Origin of the sequence: Streptomyces sp. HUAS TT7 (assembly GCF_051550175.1) — a bacterium.
Taxonomy (GTDB): Bacteria; Actinomycetota; Actinomycetes; order Streptomycetales; family Streptomycetaceae; genus Streptomyces.
On the sequence record NZ_CP196175.1, the window covers coordinates 1853381 to 1867223 of the forward strand.

At 68.9% G+C, this 13843-nt stretch carries 14 protein-coding genes; 3 read left to right on the forward strand and 11 right to left on the reverse strand.

Annotated features, from left to right (window positions below):
* Positions 1–4: 4 nt before the first annotated feature.
* The 11 genes from ACSHXC_RS08215 to ACSHXC_RS08265 all read right to left on the reverse strand — a co-directional run bounded on the left by ACSHXC_RS08215 (position 5) and on the right by ACSHXC_RS08265 (position 10032).
* A complete protein-coding gene (locus ACSHXC_RS08215) occupies positions 5–253 on the reverse strand; it encodes a DeoR family transcriptional regulator (RefSeq protein WP_438290934.1) in 249 nt (82 codons plus the stop codon).
* A complete protein-coding gene (locus ACSHXC_RS08220) occupies positions 247–1176 on the reverse strand; it encodes a DUF7916 family protein (RefSeq protein ID WP_438290935.1) in 930 nt (309 codons plus the stop codon). Before ACSHXC_RS08220 ends, ACSHXC_RS08215 begins: the two co-directional genes overlap by 7 nt.
* A 2-nt stretch (positions 1177–1178) precedes the next feature.
* The gene (locus ACSHXC_RS08225; RefSeq protein WP_438290936.1) at positions 1179–2447 is read right to left on the reverse strand and encodes a PTS transporter subunit EIIC; all 1269 of its coding nucleotides are present in this window, start codon (positions 2445–2447) and stop codon (positions 1179–1181) included.
* Between the two features lie 208 nt (positions 2448–2655).
* On the reverse strand, positions 2656–4068 hold the full coding sequence (locus ACSHXC_RS08230) for a nucleobase:cation symporter-2 family protein (protein ID WP_438290937.1): 1413 nt from the start codon (positions 4066–4068) through the stop codon (positions 2656–2658).
* A gap of 420 nt (positions 4069–4488) precedes the next feature.
* A complete protein-coding gene (locus tag ACSHXC_RS08235; RefSeq protein WP_399493509.1) occupies positions 4489–5880 on the reverse strand; it encodes an 8-oxoguanine deaminase in 1392 nt (463 codons plus the stop codon).
* A gap of 51 nt (positions 5881–5931) precedes the next feature.
* Positions 5932–7332: a nucleobase:cation symporter-2 family protein gene (locus ACSHXC_RS08240; RefSeq protein ID WP_438290938.1), complete on the reverse strand. Its 1401-nt coding sequence runs from the start codon at positions 7330–7332 to the stop codon at positions 5932–5934.
* A gap of 68 nt (positions 7333–7400) precedes the next feature.
* The gene (gene pucL / locus ACSHXC_RS08245) at positions 7401–8324 is read right to left on the reverse strand and encodes a factor-independent urate hydroxylase (RefSeq protein ID WP_438290939.1); all 924 of its coding nucleotides are present in this window, start codon (positions 8322–8324) and stop codon (positions 7401–7403) included.
* A gap of 5 nt (positions 8325–8329) precedes the next feature.
* The gene (gene uraH, locus ACSHXC_RS08250) at positions 8330–8734 is read right to left on the reverse strand and encodes a hydroxyisourate hydrolase (RefSeq protein WP_386139083.1); all 405 of its coding nucleotides are present in this window, start codon (positions 8732–8734) and stop codon (positions 8330–8332) included.
* Positions 8734–9246: a 2-oxo-4-hydroxy-4-carboxy-5-ureidoimidazoline decarboxylase gene (uraD, locus tag ACSHXC_RS08255; RefSeq protein ID WP_438290940.1), complete on the reverse strand. Its 513-nt coding sequence runs from the start codon at positions 9244–9246 to the stop codon at positions 8734–8736. The genes uraH and uraD overlap by 1 nt, the downstream gene beginning before the upstream one ends.
* 166 nt (positions 9247–9412) lie before the next feature.
* Positions 9413–9784, reverse strand: coding sequence for a helix-turn-helix domain-containing protein (locus ACSHXC_RS08260; protein ID WP_438290941.1), 372 nt, complete (start codon positions 9782–9784; stop codon positions 9413–9415).
* Entirely contained in the window at positions 9781–10032 is a 252-nt protein-coding gene (locus ACSHXC_RS08265; protein ID WP_053725798.1) for a hypothetical protein, read from the reverse strand. Before ACSHXC_RS08265 ends, ACSHXC_RS08260 begins: the two co-directional genes overlap by 4 nt.
* Positions 10033–10156: 124 nt before the next feature.
* On the opposite strand from ACSHXC_RS08265, the gene ACSHXC_RS08270 reads away from it, so the two are divergent.
* From ACSHXC_RS08270 to ACSHXC_RS08280, 3 genes are all read left to right on the forward strand, one after another.
* Positions 10157–10990, forward strand: coding sequence for a TIM barrel protein (locus ACSHXC_RS08270; RefSeq protein WP_438290942.1), 834 nt, complete (start codon positions 10157–10159; stop codon positions 10988–10990).
* A 61-nt stretch (positions 10991–11051) separates the two neighbouring features.
* Positions 11052–11942, forward strand: a complete 891-nt coding sequence (locus ACSHXC_RS08275; RefSeq protein ID WP_438290943.1) for a 2-hydroxy-3-oxopropionate reductase — start codon at positions 11052–11054, stop codon at positions 11940–11942.
* A 203-nt stretch (positions 11943–12145) separates the two neighbouring features.
* On the forward strand, positions 12146–13612 hold the full coding sequence (locus tag ACSHXC_RS08280; RefSeq protein ID WP_438290944.1) for a catalase: 1467 nt from the start codon (positions 12146–12148) through the stop codon (positions 13610–13612).
* Positions 13613–13843 lie beyond the last annotated feature (231 nt).

The window sequence follows — 13843 nt, forward strand, 5'->3', positions numbered from 1 at the left end:
GAGGTCAAGCGGCCTGCTGCTGGGTGAGCCGCCAGGTCATCCAGTCCGCGCCGTCCTCGAACCGGGCGCTCGGGAAGGCGGTCGCGCCGCAGCGCACGCGGTGCAGCCGCCCTTCCCCTTCGAGCAGTGCCAGATCTCGGTAGACCGTCATCCGGCTCACTCGCATCACCCTGATCAGCTCGGCGACCGAGACATGGCCCTTGTACTCGACCCGTTCCGCGATGCGGGCCCGGCGGACGTCGGAGGTCAGCATGCGACGCTCCGCGTGCCGCGGCCGCCGAGCGCCATGCGGTTCCAGGTGTGGCGCCGGCCGCGGATCGCGACGGAGTAGGCGTAGAGCAGCTCCGGGTCGCACATTCCGGGGATGAAGGAGTCCCCGAAGTGGTGGGCGTCGACGCCTGTCTCCTTTGCGGTGAGGGCGAGTTGGGGCACCACGTTGGTGTGCGAGCCCTCCTGGCTGGTGCCGATCGCGCCCATCACCACGGCGCCCGCGTCCTGCACGGCGGCGACCGCCTCGGCGGCCAGCTCCTTGGTGACGCCGGGCATGGTGCCGGGCAGCGGCAGGACGACACCGTCGGCGCCCGCCTCGACGAGCGAGGTGAGGCGGGCGGCGGTGACGCGTTCGGGGTGCCCGGCGTGGTGCATCTTGCCGCTCCACAGCGCCACGTCGTCGCCAAGTCCCCGGCGCAGCTCGTCGGTTACCCGGGCGAGCCCGTCGTACGAGCCGCCGGTGCCGGGGTTCGCGGTGAGACACAGCATGGCCGCGCCCATGTCGACCAGCCGCTTGGCGTACTCGGGCTTGGCCCGCCGGATCTCCGGTACGTCACCGGGTTCGAGGTTGATGCCGACCGGGCGGCCGATGTGCGCCGCCAGGTCGCCGATCGAGGTGAAGGTGCCAAGGCCCGGCAGGGTCAGCTTCGTACCGTCCCAGGCCCGTTCGATGAGGTTCAGGACGACGATGTCGGCGCCGAAGGCCGCGACGAGTTCCATGTTGTGGACGCCCCGGCCGTCCTCTCCGGGGATCAGCGCGGCGCGCTCGGCAAAGACCTCGGCGACCATGGTGCGGCCCTCGGCGGCCGCCACGGCGGCGGTGAGCTCGCGGCCGCGCAGTGCTGCGAGCCCTTCCCGGTCGAGGTCGAGGATGCGGGTGGTGTGCTCAACTGGCGTGTGATGCATGGCTACTTGGCCTCCGCCTTCAGGAGTTCTTCGAGCTCCTCGTCGGATTCCCGGCCCGGCGTCGGCAGGTTGAACCTGGTGATCGCGAAGCGGAAGACGACGTAGTACAGCGCCGCGAAACAGACGCCGACCAGGGCGAGCAGCCAGGGTTTCTGGGCGATGCCGATGTTGAGGAAGAAGTCGATGGCGCCGGCCGAGAAGCCGAAGCCGTCCTTCATGCCGAGCGCCCAGGTCAGCGCCATGGAGACGCCGGTGAGCACCGCGTGGATCGCGTACAGGACCGGCGCGATGAACATGAAGCTGAATTCGATCGGCTCGGTGATGCCGGTGATGAACGCGGTGAGCGCGAGCGACATCATCATGCCGCCGACGACCTTGCGGCGCTCGGGGCGCGCGCAGTGGGTGATCGCGAGGCAGGCGGCGGGGAGGGCGAACATCATGATCGGGAAGAAGCCGGTCATGAACTGTCCGGCGCTCGGGTCACCGGCGAGGAAGCGCGGGATGTCGCCGTGGGCGCCGTTGTAGTCGCCGGCCTGCCACCAGGGGAAGGAGTTCAGGAGGTGGTGCATGCCGACCGGGATGAGACCGCGGTTGGCGACGCCGAAGATGCCGGCACCGACGGCGCCGGAGCCGACCAGCCACTCGCCGAAGTGGTGCAGTCCGGCGCCGAGCACCGGCCAGATCAGACCGAAGACGATGCCGATGACCAGGCCCGCGAAGGAGGACAGGATCGGCACGAGGCGGCGTCCGCCGAAGAAGCCCGCCCAGTCCGGCAGCTTGGTCCGGTGGAACCTCTGGTACAGCAGCGCGACCACGATGCCCATGACGACACCGCCGAGGACACCCGCGTTGACCGGCGCCTCGTTCATGACGATCTTGCCGTCGACGACGGCCGCGACCTTCGGCAGGGTGCTGTCGGTGAAGGTGGCGAGCACCTTCTCGAAGACGAGGTATCCGGCGACGGCCGCGAGCCCGGTCGAACCGTCCGCCTTCTTGGCGAAGCCGATCGCGATGCCGACGCAGAACAACAGCGCGATGTTGTCGATGATCGCGCCGCCGCCCGCGGACATATATCCGGCGATCCTGGTGACGACGGCCGGGAAGGAGTCCCGGCCGAGCATGTCGGTGTTGCCAAGGCGTACGAGGAGGGCCGCGGCCGGCATCACGGCCACCGGCAGCATCAGGCTCCGGCCGATGCGCTGCATGACGGCCATCACGCCGGCGCCCCTTTTCTTCTTCTCGGTCGCGTCCCTCTGTGCGGCCGTACTCATCTGCTTCCTCCACGGAAAGGGGTGTTGCCGTGGCAGGGGGCGCAACATCCGAACGGGCCGCATCCCGTGGTGGGACGCGGCCCTTCCGTTCTAGCACCGTGAACAGCGGACAAAGGGGCTGAGCGGACCAGGGACGACCTAAGGCCCGGCAGGTGGTGCCACAGGTCCCGTGACCGGCCGGGACCTTCCGGGCCGAAGGGCTGAGCGGTCAGTGCAGGGCTACGGCCGGTTCGGCCGAGGTCAGGTCGTCGTCGGCCTCCGCCTCGGCGTGCTTCTTGCCGAAGTGGTTGAAGGCCAGGTTGAGGACGATGGCGACCACGCAGCCGGTGGAGATCCCGGAGTCGAGGACGACCAGTGCCTTGTCGGGGAAGGCGTGGTAGAAGTCCGGCTTGGCGATCGGGATCAGGCCGATGCCGACCGAGGCCGCCACGATCAGCGCGTTCTCACCCTTCTCCAGGGCGGCCGTCGACAGGGTCTGGATGCCGCTGGCGGCGACCGAGCCGAACAGCACGATGCCCGCGCCGCCGAGCACCGGCAGCGGTACGAGGGAGATCACCGAGGCCGCGACCGGGCAGAGCCCGACGACGATCAGGATGAGTCCGCCGGTCGCGACGACGAACCGGCTGCGCACCTTGGTCATCGCGACGAGCCCGATGTTCTGGGCGAAGGCACTGGCCATGAAGCCGTTGAAGACGGTGCTGAGCACGGATCCGAGGGTGTCGGCGCGCAGGCCGGCCGCGATGGTCTCCTGGTCGGCCGGGCGCTCGACGATCTTTCCGAGGGCCAGCATGTCGGCGGTGGACTCCGTCATGCAGACCAGCATCACGATGCACATCGAGACGATCGCGGCGATGTCGAACTGCGGGGCGCCGAAGTGGAACGGCGTCGGAAAGCCGATGACGTCCGCGTTCTTGATGGCGTCGAGGCTCGTCTTGCCCATCGGGATCGCAATGACCGAACCCGCCACCAGACCGAGCAGGATCGCGATCTGCTGCATGAAGCCGCGCAGCAGTTTGCGCAGCGCGAGCACGATGACCAGGGTGATCCCGGCGAGCGCGAGGTTGGAGAGCGAACCGTAGTCGGCGGCCTTCTCGTTGCCGCCGGAGGACCAGTTGAAGGCCACGGGGAGCAGCGAGACACCGATCAGGGTGATCACGGTGCCGGTGACGACCGGCGGGAAGAAGCGGACGAGCTTGCCGAAGTACGGGGCGGCTATGAACCCGAGCAGTCCGGCGACGATGATCCCGCCGAGGATGACGGGGATCGCGTTGTGGCCGTGCTCCTTGCCGATGGCGATCATCGGGGTGACGCCGGCGAACGAAACCCCGTTCACAAAGGGCAACTTGGCGCCGATCTTCCAGATCCCGAGGGTCTGCAGAAGTGTGGCGAGCCCTGCGGTGAACAGGCTCGCGGCGACCAGAAAAGCCGTCTCTTTGGTGTCGAGCCCCACAGCGGGGCCGACGATCATGGGCGGGGCCACCACACCCGCGTACATCGCGGCCACGTGCTGGAGGCCACTGGTGAACATTTTCAGCGGGGGGAGCGTCTCGTCGACCGGGTGCTTCTCGCCGGTCTGGGCGGGGCGGACTGCGAAGTTGCGAAACCTGGGCTGTGCGGCCACGGCGGTTCCTCCGGTCGGTTACACGTCGGCGGTGGACGCGGATGTCAGGGAGGTGTTGCGGTGTGGTGCGTTGAGCAGCTGGAACAGGTGGTGCAGGGCAGTGCGAACAGCGCGGCTGGCTGTGTGACGCGGGGTACTACCGATCGGGTTGCGGGTGGGGCCGAAGGGGTGGTGACCGGGCCGGGTGACGGCCGGTGGTGCCGGACGGTGCGGGCAGCGCGGGGATCACGCTTCCGGTACGGCTGACGGTCGGCGCGGCTCGCGCCAACTCACGGTATTCGTGCGGGGATCGACACGTTCACCGTTCCGGGGGGTGCGTACGTCCTTGTAGTACGCACCCCCCGGCCCAGCTGCCGTGCACCCCGCTCGGGTCCACGGCGACCGGCCGAGGGCCGTCCCCCTCGGCCGGACTCCTTGGGGTCAGGCCTGCGCGGCGATCCGGGCGAGGCGCTGGGCCTCCTCGCGGGTCGCGACCGCGATGGCGTCCTCGTCGACCGTGGTGAGACGGCTGTTCTCGACGATCTGCTTGCCGTTCACGAACGAGGCGGTGACCGGGGCCGCGGCACCGAAGACGAGCGCGGTGACCGGGTCGGCGATGGAGGCGTGGGCCAGGGTGTCCAGCTTCCACAGCACGAAGTCGGCGAGCTTGCCGGCCTCCAGCGAACCGATCTGGTCGGCGCGGCCGAGCACCTGGGCGCCGCCGTAGGTGCCCAGGCGCAGCGCCTGGCGGGCGTTGAGCGCGGCCTCGCGGTGCTGGGCGTTGAGGCGGTTGATGAGGAGCGCGTTGCGCAGCTCGGTGTGCAACTCACCCGACTCGTTGGACGCGGTGCCGTCGACGCCGAGGCCGACCGGGACGCCCGCCTTCAGCATGTCCGGGACCCGGGCGATGCCCGCGGCCAGGCGCGCGTTGGAGGAGGGGCAGTGGGCCACGCCCGTGCCGGTGCGGGCGAAGGCGGCGATGTCGGAGTCGTTCATGTGGACGCAGTGCGCCATCCACACGTCGTTGCCGAGCCAGCCGGTCGACTCGAAGTAGTCGGTCGGGCCCATGCCGAACAGCTCCTTGCAGAACTGCTCCTCCTCCACGGTCTCCGAGCCGTGGGTGTGCAGCCGTACGCCCTTGGCGCGGGCCAACTCGGCGCCCTGCTTCATGAGTTCGGTGGAGACCGAGAACGGCGAGCAGGGGGCGACGGCGACCTGGGTCATCGAGCCGAAGGAGGCGTCGTGGAAGCGGTCGACGGTCTCGGCGGTCGCCGAGAGCGCGCCTTCGAGGGTCTCGACGGCGAAGTCCGGCGGCAAGCCGCCGTCCTTCTCGCTGCGGTCCATGGAGCCGCGGGCCAGGGTGAAGCGCACGCCCATCTCGGAGGCAGCGCCGATGATCGCGCCGGACAGGTCGCCCGAGTTCCGCGGGTAGACGTAGTGGTGGTCCATCGCGGTGGTGACACCGCCGCGGGCCATCATCGCGAGCGAGCCCTGGGCCGCGACGCGCCCCATCTGCTCGTCGATGCGCGCCCACGTCGGGTAGAGGGCGACCAGCCAGTTGAAGAGGTTGTGGTCGGTGGCCAGACCACGCGTGATCCACTGGTAGAAGTGGTGGTGCGTGTTGATCAGGCCGGGGGTGACCAGGTGGCCGGTGCCGTCGATGCGGCGGACCACGTTCTCCAGGCCCTTCGGGGCCTGACCGGCTCCGATCGACTCGATCTTGTTGTCGGCGACGACGAGGTACCCGGAGGCGTACTCGGTGTCATTCGCGTCCACGGTGGCGATCGCACAGTTCTCGATGACGATGCGCTGGGGGGCTGCCGAAGGTGCCATGGTGCTTCCTTCTTTGTTCAGTGGCGGCTGTGACTTGGGCACGGCAGGACCCTACGAGGATTTGAGTACCGGGGCGGTGACGCTGCTCCGGGTGCCGAGATGGTGGAAGAAAAGGTTGAGCAGGACCGCGGCGAGCGCTCCCGCACTGATGCCGGACCCGAGCACGGTCTGTGCCCAGGCGGGGAATCCGGCGTAGAAGGTGGGCGCGGCGAGCGGGATGATGCCCGCCCCGAGCGCCACGGCCACCAGGACGATGTTGGAGCTGTCGTCGAGCCCGGCCTCGGAGAGGGTACGGATACCGCTCACCGCGATCGAGCCGAACAGGACGATTCCGGCGCCGCCGAGGACGGGCATCGGGACCAGCGAGACGACCGCGCCGAGCACCGGGAAGGCGCCGAGCACGAGCAGGGCTCCGCCCGCGACGGCGACAACGTACCTGCTGCGTACGCGAGTCAGCGAGACGACGCCGACGTTCTGGGCGAACGCGCTGGTCGGGAAGCCGCCGAAGACCGGGCCGAGCAGGGTCGCGATGCCGTCGGTGCGCAGGCCGCGGGCGATGGTGCGCCCGTCGGTGCGGCGTTCGCAGATCTCGCCGACGGCCAGCATGCCGGCGCTGGACTCGGTCATCAGGACCAGCATCACGATGCACAGCGACAGGACGGCGGCGGGGTGGAACTCGGGGGCGCCGAAGGAGAACGGCGTCGGCAGGGCCGCGACGGGCGCGGACTTCAGGGCGGAGAAGTCGGCCATCCCGAAGGGGATCGCCGCGAGCGTGCCGGTCAACAGGCCGAGCAGCAGGGCGACTTGGCGCAGGAAGCCGCGGCCGAAGCGCTGGAAGAGCAGGATCACGACGAGCGTGAAGGCGGCGAGCGCCAGGTGGTTCATGGACCCGAAGTCGGCGGCGTTCTTGTCGCCACCCTGGGCCCAGGACACGGGTACGGGCATCAGCGTGACGCCGATGAGCGTGATCACGACACCGGTCACCAGCGGCGGGAAGAAACGCAGCAGCCGGCCGAAGAAGGGCCCCACCAGGAGGCAGAAGACTCCGGCGACCATCACCGCGCCGTAGATGGCGGGGAGTTGATGGCCTTTGGCGCTGGTTTCGGCGATCGCGAGCATGGGCGCGATGCCGGCCGACGAGGCGGCGTTGACGAACGGGAGCCGGTTGCCGGCGAAGTTCGCGACGCCGAGGGTCTGCAGGACGGTGGCGAGCCCGGCGATGAGCAGGCTGGCCGCGATCAGACGGGTCTGTCCCGCGGTGTCCAGGCCGACGGCCTGGCCGATGATGAGCGGAGGGGTGACGACGCCCGCGTACATGGCGGCGATGTGCTGGAGCGCCGCGGGAACGAGCCGCGCGGCAGGAAGCTTTTCGTCCACCGGGTGCACGGCACCTTCAGGTGGGTTGGTACATGGGCCGTCGGCTGTTGCCGGCCCCATTGCGGGCTGTGCCATGGGATGTCCCTCCGGTCTGGCCGGCCCCCGCCCGACTGGGGCCGGGCTGGGGCGGGCTCAGTGCCGCGTCAGAGGTTGGTCATGTCGACCGGGATCTGCGGCTCGACGCCGTCGCGCAGGACGGTCGCCTCGATCAGACCGTACGGACGGTCCGCCGCGAAGTAGACCTCGTTGTCGTTCTTGAGCCCGAACGGTTCGAGGTCCACCAGGAAGTGGTGCTTGTTCGGCAGCGAGAAGCGAACCTCGTCGATCTCGGACCGGTTGTTGATGATGCGCGAACCCATCTGGTACAGGGTCTGCTGGAGCGAGAGCGAGTACGTCTCGGCGAAGGCCTGCAGCATGTGCTTGCGCACCTGCTCGTAGGACTTCTCCCAGTTCGGCGCCTTCTGCTCGTCGTCACTCCAGCTGAAGCGCCAGCGGGCCGAGACCTGCGTCGCCAGGATGCGGTCGTAGGCCTCCTGGAGCGTCGTGTACTTGTCCTTGACGTAGCCCCAGAACTCGGAGTTCGTCGAGTTCATCACGACGAGGTCCTTGAGGCCCGAGATGACCTCCCACTTCTCACCGTCGTAGGTGATCTGGGTGACCCGGGTCTCCTGGCCCTTGCGGACGAAGGAGTGCTTGACGTCGTCGGAGCCGATGAACTTCGAGTTGGCCTCGGAGGTCTCGATGCGCTCCCAGGCGTACTCCTCGATGCGGATGCGCGCGACCTTGATCGGCTCCTGCGAGGTCACGAAGTGCCGTGCGAGGTGGATGCCGAACTGCTCGGCGGACTCGATGCCGTACTCCTTGGCGAACGCGTACACCGTGTTCTTGGTGGTGTCGGTCGGGAGCACGTTGGCGTTCGAGCCGGAGTAGTGCACGTCCTCCATGTCGCCGGACAGGGCGACGGAGACGTTGAGGTCCTTGATGTGGTGCGTGTCGCCGTCCCGCGTGATCTTGACGACGCGGTTCTCTGCTTTGCCGTACTGGTTCTGGCCGAGAATCGTGGGCATGTCTGCTAGCTCCCTCGGTAAACGGAGTAGCCGAACGGGTTGAGCAGCAGCGGTACGTGATAGTGCTCGCCCGGGGTGACGGCGAAAGTGATCGCCACCTCCGGGAAGAACGCACCGCTGTCCCTTACGCGGGGGGCGTCCTGCTGCGCCTCGGCTTGCTTCACTGTCTTGATTGAACGCGTGAAATACGTCTCGACCTCGAAGTCGAGTCGTACGTGGGTGGTGCCCTCCGGCAGGGCCGGCAGGTCCTTGCAGCGCCCGTCCGCGTCGGTCGCGGAGCCGCCGAGCGAGATCCACTCCGCGTCGGAGCCCGAGCGGGCCGCCAGCGAGATGGCGACGCCCTCGGCGGGGCGTCCGATGCTGGTGTCCAGGATGTGCGTGGACACCGAGGCGGTGGTCGCGGTGCTCATCAGTCCTTGTCCTCTTCTACGAGACGGGTCAGCCGGATTCGGTTGATCTTCCCGAGTTCGGTGCGCACGATCTCGCGCTCCTCCTCGGCGGTGTTGCCGATCCGGGTCTTCACCGCGTCGCGCATCTGCTCACCGGTGGCACCGGTCGCGCAGATCAGGAAGACATGGCCGAACTTCTCCTGGTAGGCCAGGTTCAGTTCGAGCAGCTCGGCCTTGAGGGCCTCGGAGGCCCCGGCCATTCCGCGCTGTTCACGTGCGGAGGTGGGGTCACCGGGCTTCGGCCGGCCGATCGGCGGGTGCCCTGCCATCGCCTCTTCCAGGTCCTTCACACCCAGCTCGGCCAGAGCGGCGTCACTGGCGGTGAAGAGGTCCTCTGCGGTGGCGTACGGGCGCTGGGCGAGCAGCTTGCTCCCCCACGCCGAACTGGCGCACACCTCGTGGAGCGCGGCGAGGGCCGCATCATCCCGTGAGGTGTTGAACCGGGCGAGGCCCGGCGTCGAAGTCGTAGTCACGGCGGCCTCCGTGGCCTTGGTGCTGAACGGGCTGCGGATAGCTAACGCCCTCCGAAACATCACGTCAACACTTTGTTGAAAACTTCGCGTTACAAAAACCGCCGCCCGGTGTCCGGGCGGCGGTTCGTTGCGCGGGGGCGCCTGACCAGGCACCGAGCGTGCTCGCTCAGTCGCTCTTGGAGTCCCGGTTGAGGTAGTTGTACACGGTGAACCGGCTGACTCCGAGGGCCGAGGCGACCGTCTCGACGCCGTGTCGCACCGAGAAGGCGCCGCGTGCCTCCAGGGTCCGTACGGCGGACTGCTTGGCCTTGCGGTCCAGGGACGCGAGCGGCATGCCGTGGCGCCGCTCCATGGCGGCCAGGATGTGATCCAGCGAGTCGGAGAGCTGGGGCAGCCGCACGGCCACCACATCCTCGCCCTCCCAGGCGAGCACCACGTCGTCGGGCAGCGCGTGGGCGGGCGCCACTATCTCCGCACCCATGGCGTCGACGAGCGGCTTGACGGCCTGGATCAGAGGGTGGTCCGCGGGTTCGGTCACTTCTCGCCCTCCCCGATCACGTTGACCTGGAGCGAGACGCGGGTGGCGCCCGCTGCCAGGGCCTTGCGCAGCAGCGCGTCCACCGCGGTGAGCACCTCATCCGCGCCGCCCTCCGCGGTATTGCCGAAGGGGCCGACGTCGACCGCGTCGAGCCGGGCCGCCTGGATGACGTCGCGGGCGACCACCGCATGCGGGGGCGCCTCGTCGAGGTCGAAGGGCTCGGTCGTGAACTCCACTCTCAATCGCACGCGCTCAACCTACTGCGAGGTGGACGAAATCCGGGAGGCCCTCTTGACAAGCTCGCCGCTCCCCCTGCAACCTTCCATCAAGCAGAAAACAACTTCCGCAATACGGAAGGAGCGCACACCCCTCATGGGCTACTCGAACCAGCGCTTCGATGTAAACCTTTCGATCCTCTTCACGGAACTCCCGCTCCTGGAGCGCCCGGCGGCCGCGGCCGCGGCGGGCTTCACGGCGGTCGAGCTGTGGTGGCCCTGGATCGAGACCCCCACCCCCGAGCAGGCCGAGCTCGACGCCCTGAAGAAGGCGCTCGACGACGCCGGCACCCAGCTGGTGGGCCTCAACTTCTACGCCGGCGCCCTGCCGGGCCCGGACCGCGGCGCGCTGTCGGTTCCCGGTGAGGAGTCGGACCGCTTCCGCGCCAACATCGAGGTGGCGGCCGACTTCGCCGCCTCGGTCGGCTGCAAGGCGCTCAACGCGCTCTACGGCAACCGCGTCGAGGGCGCGGACCCGCAGGTGCAGGACGCGCTCGCCCTGGAGAACCTCGTCCTGGCGGCCCGCGCGGCCGACCGGGTCGGCGCGATCCTCCTGGTCGAGACCCTGAACAAGCCGGAGTCGCCGCTCTACCCGCTGGTGAGCGCCCCCGCCGCCATCGAAGTCATCGACAAGGTGAACGCCGCGACGGGTCTTGGCAACGCCAAGTTCCTGCTCGACATCTACCACCTTTCGATGAACGGCGAGAACGTCGCCGAGGTCATCGAGGCGTACGCCGACAAGACCGGCCACGTGCAGATCGCCGACAACCCGGGCCGCGGCGCGCCGGGCACCGGCTCGCTGCCGCTCGAAGAGCTCCTCGACCAGCTGGGCAAGGCCGGCTACGACGGCTGGGTGGGCCTGGAGTACAAGGCCGCCGACGCCGCCGCCTCCTTCGAGTGGCTCCCCGCCGAGGCCCGCGCGGCCCGCTGAGGCACGCCCCCCGGGCCTCAACTTCTCGACGTACCAAAGCTTTTAGGAAGGCAGCACCCTCATGAGCAACCTCCCCAAGATCGCATGGGTCGGCCTCGGCATCATGGGCTCCCCCATGTCCGAGAACCTGATCAAGGCCGGTTACTCGGTCACCGGCTTCACCCTGGAGCAGGACAAGCTGGACCGCCTCGCGGCGGCCGGCGGCACCGCGGCCGGCTCGATCGCCGAGGCCGTCAAGGACGCCGACGTGATCATCACGATGGTCCCGGCGTCCCCCCAGGTGGAGGCCATCGCGTACGGTGAGGCCGGCATCCTGGCCAACGCCAAGCAGGGCGCGCTGATCGTCGACATGTCGTCGATCACCCCGCAGACCTCGGTCGACCTCGCCAAGAACGCCGCCGAGAAGGGCATCCGCGTCCTGGACGCCCCCGTCTCCGGCGGCGAGGCCGGCGCCATCGAGGCCGTCCTGTCGATCATGGTGGGTGGCGAGCAGGCCGACTTCGACGCGGCGCTGCCGATCCTTCAGGCCCTCGGCAAGACCATCGTGCTCTGCGGCCCGCACGGCTCCGGCCAGACGGTGAAGGCCGCCAACCAGCTCATCGTCGCGGTCAACATCCAGGCCTGCGCCGAGGCCGTCGTCTTCCTTGAGAAGTCCGGCGTGAACCTCACCGCCGCCCTGGACGTCCTCAACGGCGGTCTGGCCGGCTCGACCGTGCTGACCCGCAAGAAGGACAACTTCCTGAACCGGGACTTCAAGCCCGGCTTCCGGATCGACCTGCACCACAAGGACATGGGCATCGTCACCGACGCCGCCCGCAACGTGGGCGCGGCTCTTCCGGTCGGCGCGGTCGTGGCCCAGCTGGTTGCCTCACTGCGCGCCCAGGGCGACGGCGGCCTGGACCACTCCGCCCTGCTCCGCGCCGTCGAGCGCCTCTCCGGCTCGCAGGTCTGACCCGCCGGAAACACCCCTTCGGGGGCCCCTGATTTCCGGGTGGCGGCGGCGCTGACACCTGTCCTGTCGCGCCCAGGCGCCGCCGCCGCCCGGAAGCTCACACCTCGTCTTTCAACAAACTGTTGACGTTCCCTTCCGGGCGTATTTACGCTCCAGGAACCGCGGAACAGCTCAGCGGTGCAGCTCCAGTACGGAAGGTCACCATGTCGAAGCGCGTGCTTACGACCGAGTCCGGCGCCCCCGTCGCCGACAACCAGAACTCCGCCACCGCCGGCGTCGGTGGCCCCATCCTGCTCCAGGACCAGCACCTCCTGGAGAAGCTCGCGCGCTTCAACCGTGAGCGCATCCCGGAGCGTGTGGTGCACGCCCGCGGCTCCGGCGCGTACGGCTACTTCGAGGTGACCGACGACGTCACCGGCTTCACCAAGGCCGACTTCCTCGGCGAGGTGGGCAAGCGCACGGAGACGTTCATCCGCTTCTCCACCGTGGCCGACTCGCTCGGCGGCGCGGACGCGGTCCGCGACCCGCGCGGCTTCGCGCTGAAGTTCTACACGGAGGAGGGCAACTACGACCTCGTAGGCAACAACACGCCCGTCTTCTTCATCAAGGACCCCATCAAGTTCCCCGACTTCATCCACTCCCAGAAGCGCGACCCGTTCACGGGCAAGCAGGAGCCGGACAACGTCTGGGACTTCTGGGCGCACGCCCCCGAGGCCACCCACCAGGTCACCTGGCTCATGGGCGACCGCGGCATCCCGGCCTCGTACCGCCACATGAACGGCTACGGTTCGCACACCTACCAGTGGACGAACGCGCAGGGCGAGGCCTTCTTCGTCAAGTACCACTTCAAGACCAACCAGGGCATCCGCTGCCTGTCCTCCGAGCAGGCCGCCGAGCAGGTCGGCAAGGACGCGAACAGCCACCAGACGGACCTGCTGCAGGCCATCGAGCGCGGCGTGAACCCGTCCTGGACGCTGTACGTCCAGATCATGCCCGCCGCCGAGGCCGCGGACTACCGCTTCAACCCGTTCGACCTCACCAAGGTGTGGCCGCACAGCGACTACCCGCTGCAGCGCGTGGGCCGCCTGGTCCTGGACCGCAACCCGGACAACGTGTTCCAGGAGGTCGAGCAGTCGGCCTTCTCGCCGAACAACTTCGTTCCCGGCATCGGCCCGTCCCCGGACAAGATGCTCCAGGGCCGCCTGTTCGCCTACGCCGACGCGCACCGCTACCGCCTGGGCGTCAACCACACCCAGCTCGCGGTGAACGCCCCGAAGGCTGTTTCCGGGGGGAGCGCGGACAACTACGGCCGCGACGGCCTGATGGCGACCCGCAACGGACGGCGCACCGACAAGAACTACGAGCCCAACTCGTACTCGGGCCCCGCCCAGACCGACGCGGCACTCTCGGCCCCGCTCGCCATCCACGGCTACACGGGCACGCACGCCGCCCCGGCCCATGTGAAGGACGACGACTTCTTCCAGGCCGGCGAGCTGTACCGCCTGATGTCGGACGACGAGAAGGCCCGCCTCATCGCGAACATCGCCGGCGGCCTCTCCCAGGTCTCCCGCGACGACGTCATCGAGAAGAACCTGGCCCACTTCCACGCCGCGGACGCCGACTACGGCAAGCGCGTCGAGGAAGCGGTCCGCGCCCTGCGCGAGGACTAGTCGGCCCGGTCCGACGAGGTAACTCCCAGACCGTGCAAGGGATTTGACGGGAGGTCAATTCCCCTGCACAGTCCGATCCGCCGACCCGGATGAGGGGTGGTCGGCGGATATGGACAACCCGAGGATCGCGGCGGCGTGGCGATGCCAGTGCGGTGGTGAAGGCGTGAGCGCCGCCCTTCCTGACCTGAAGGAAGGCCCCCGGCGCCCACACCAATCGCCGCCGCCGCGATC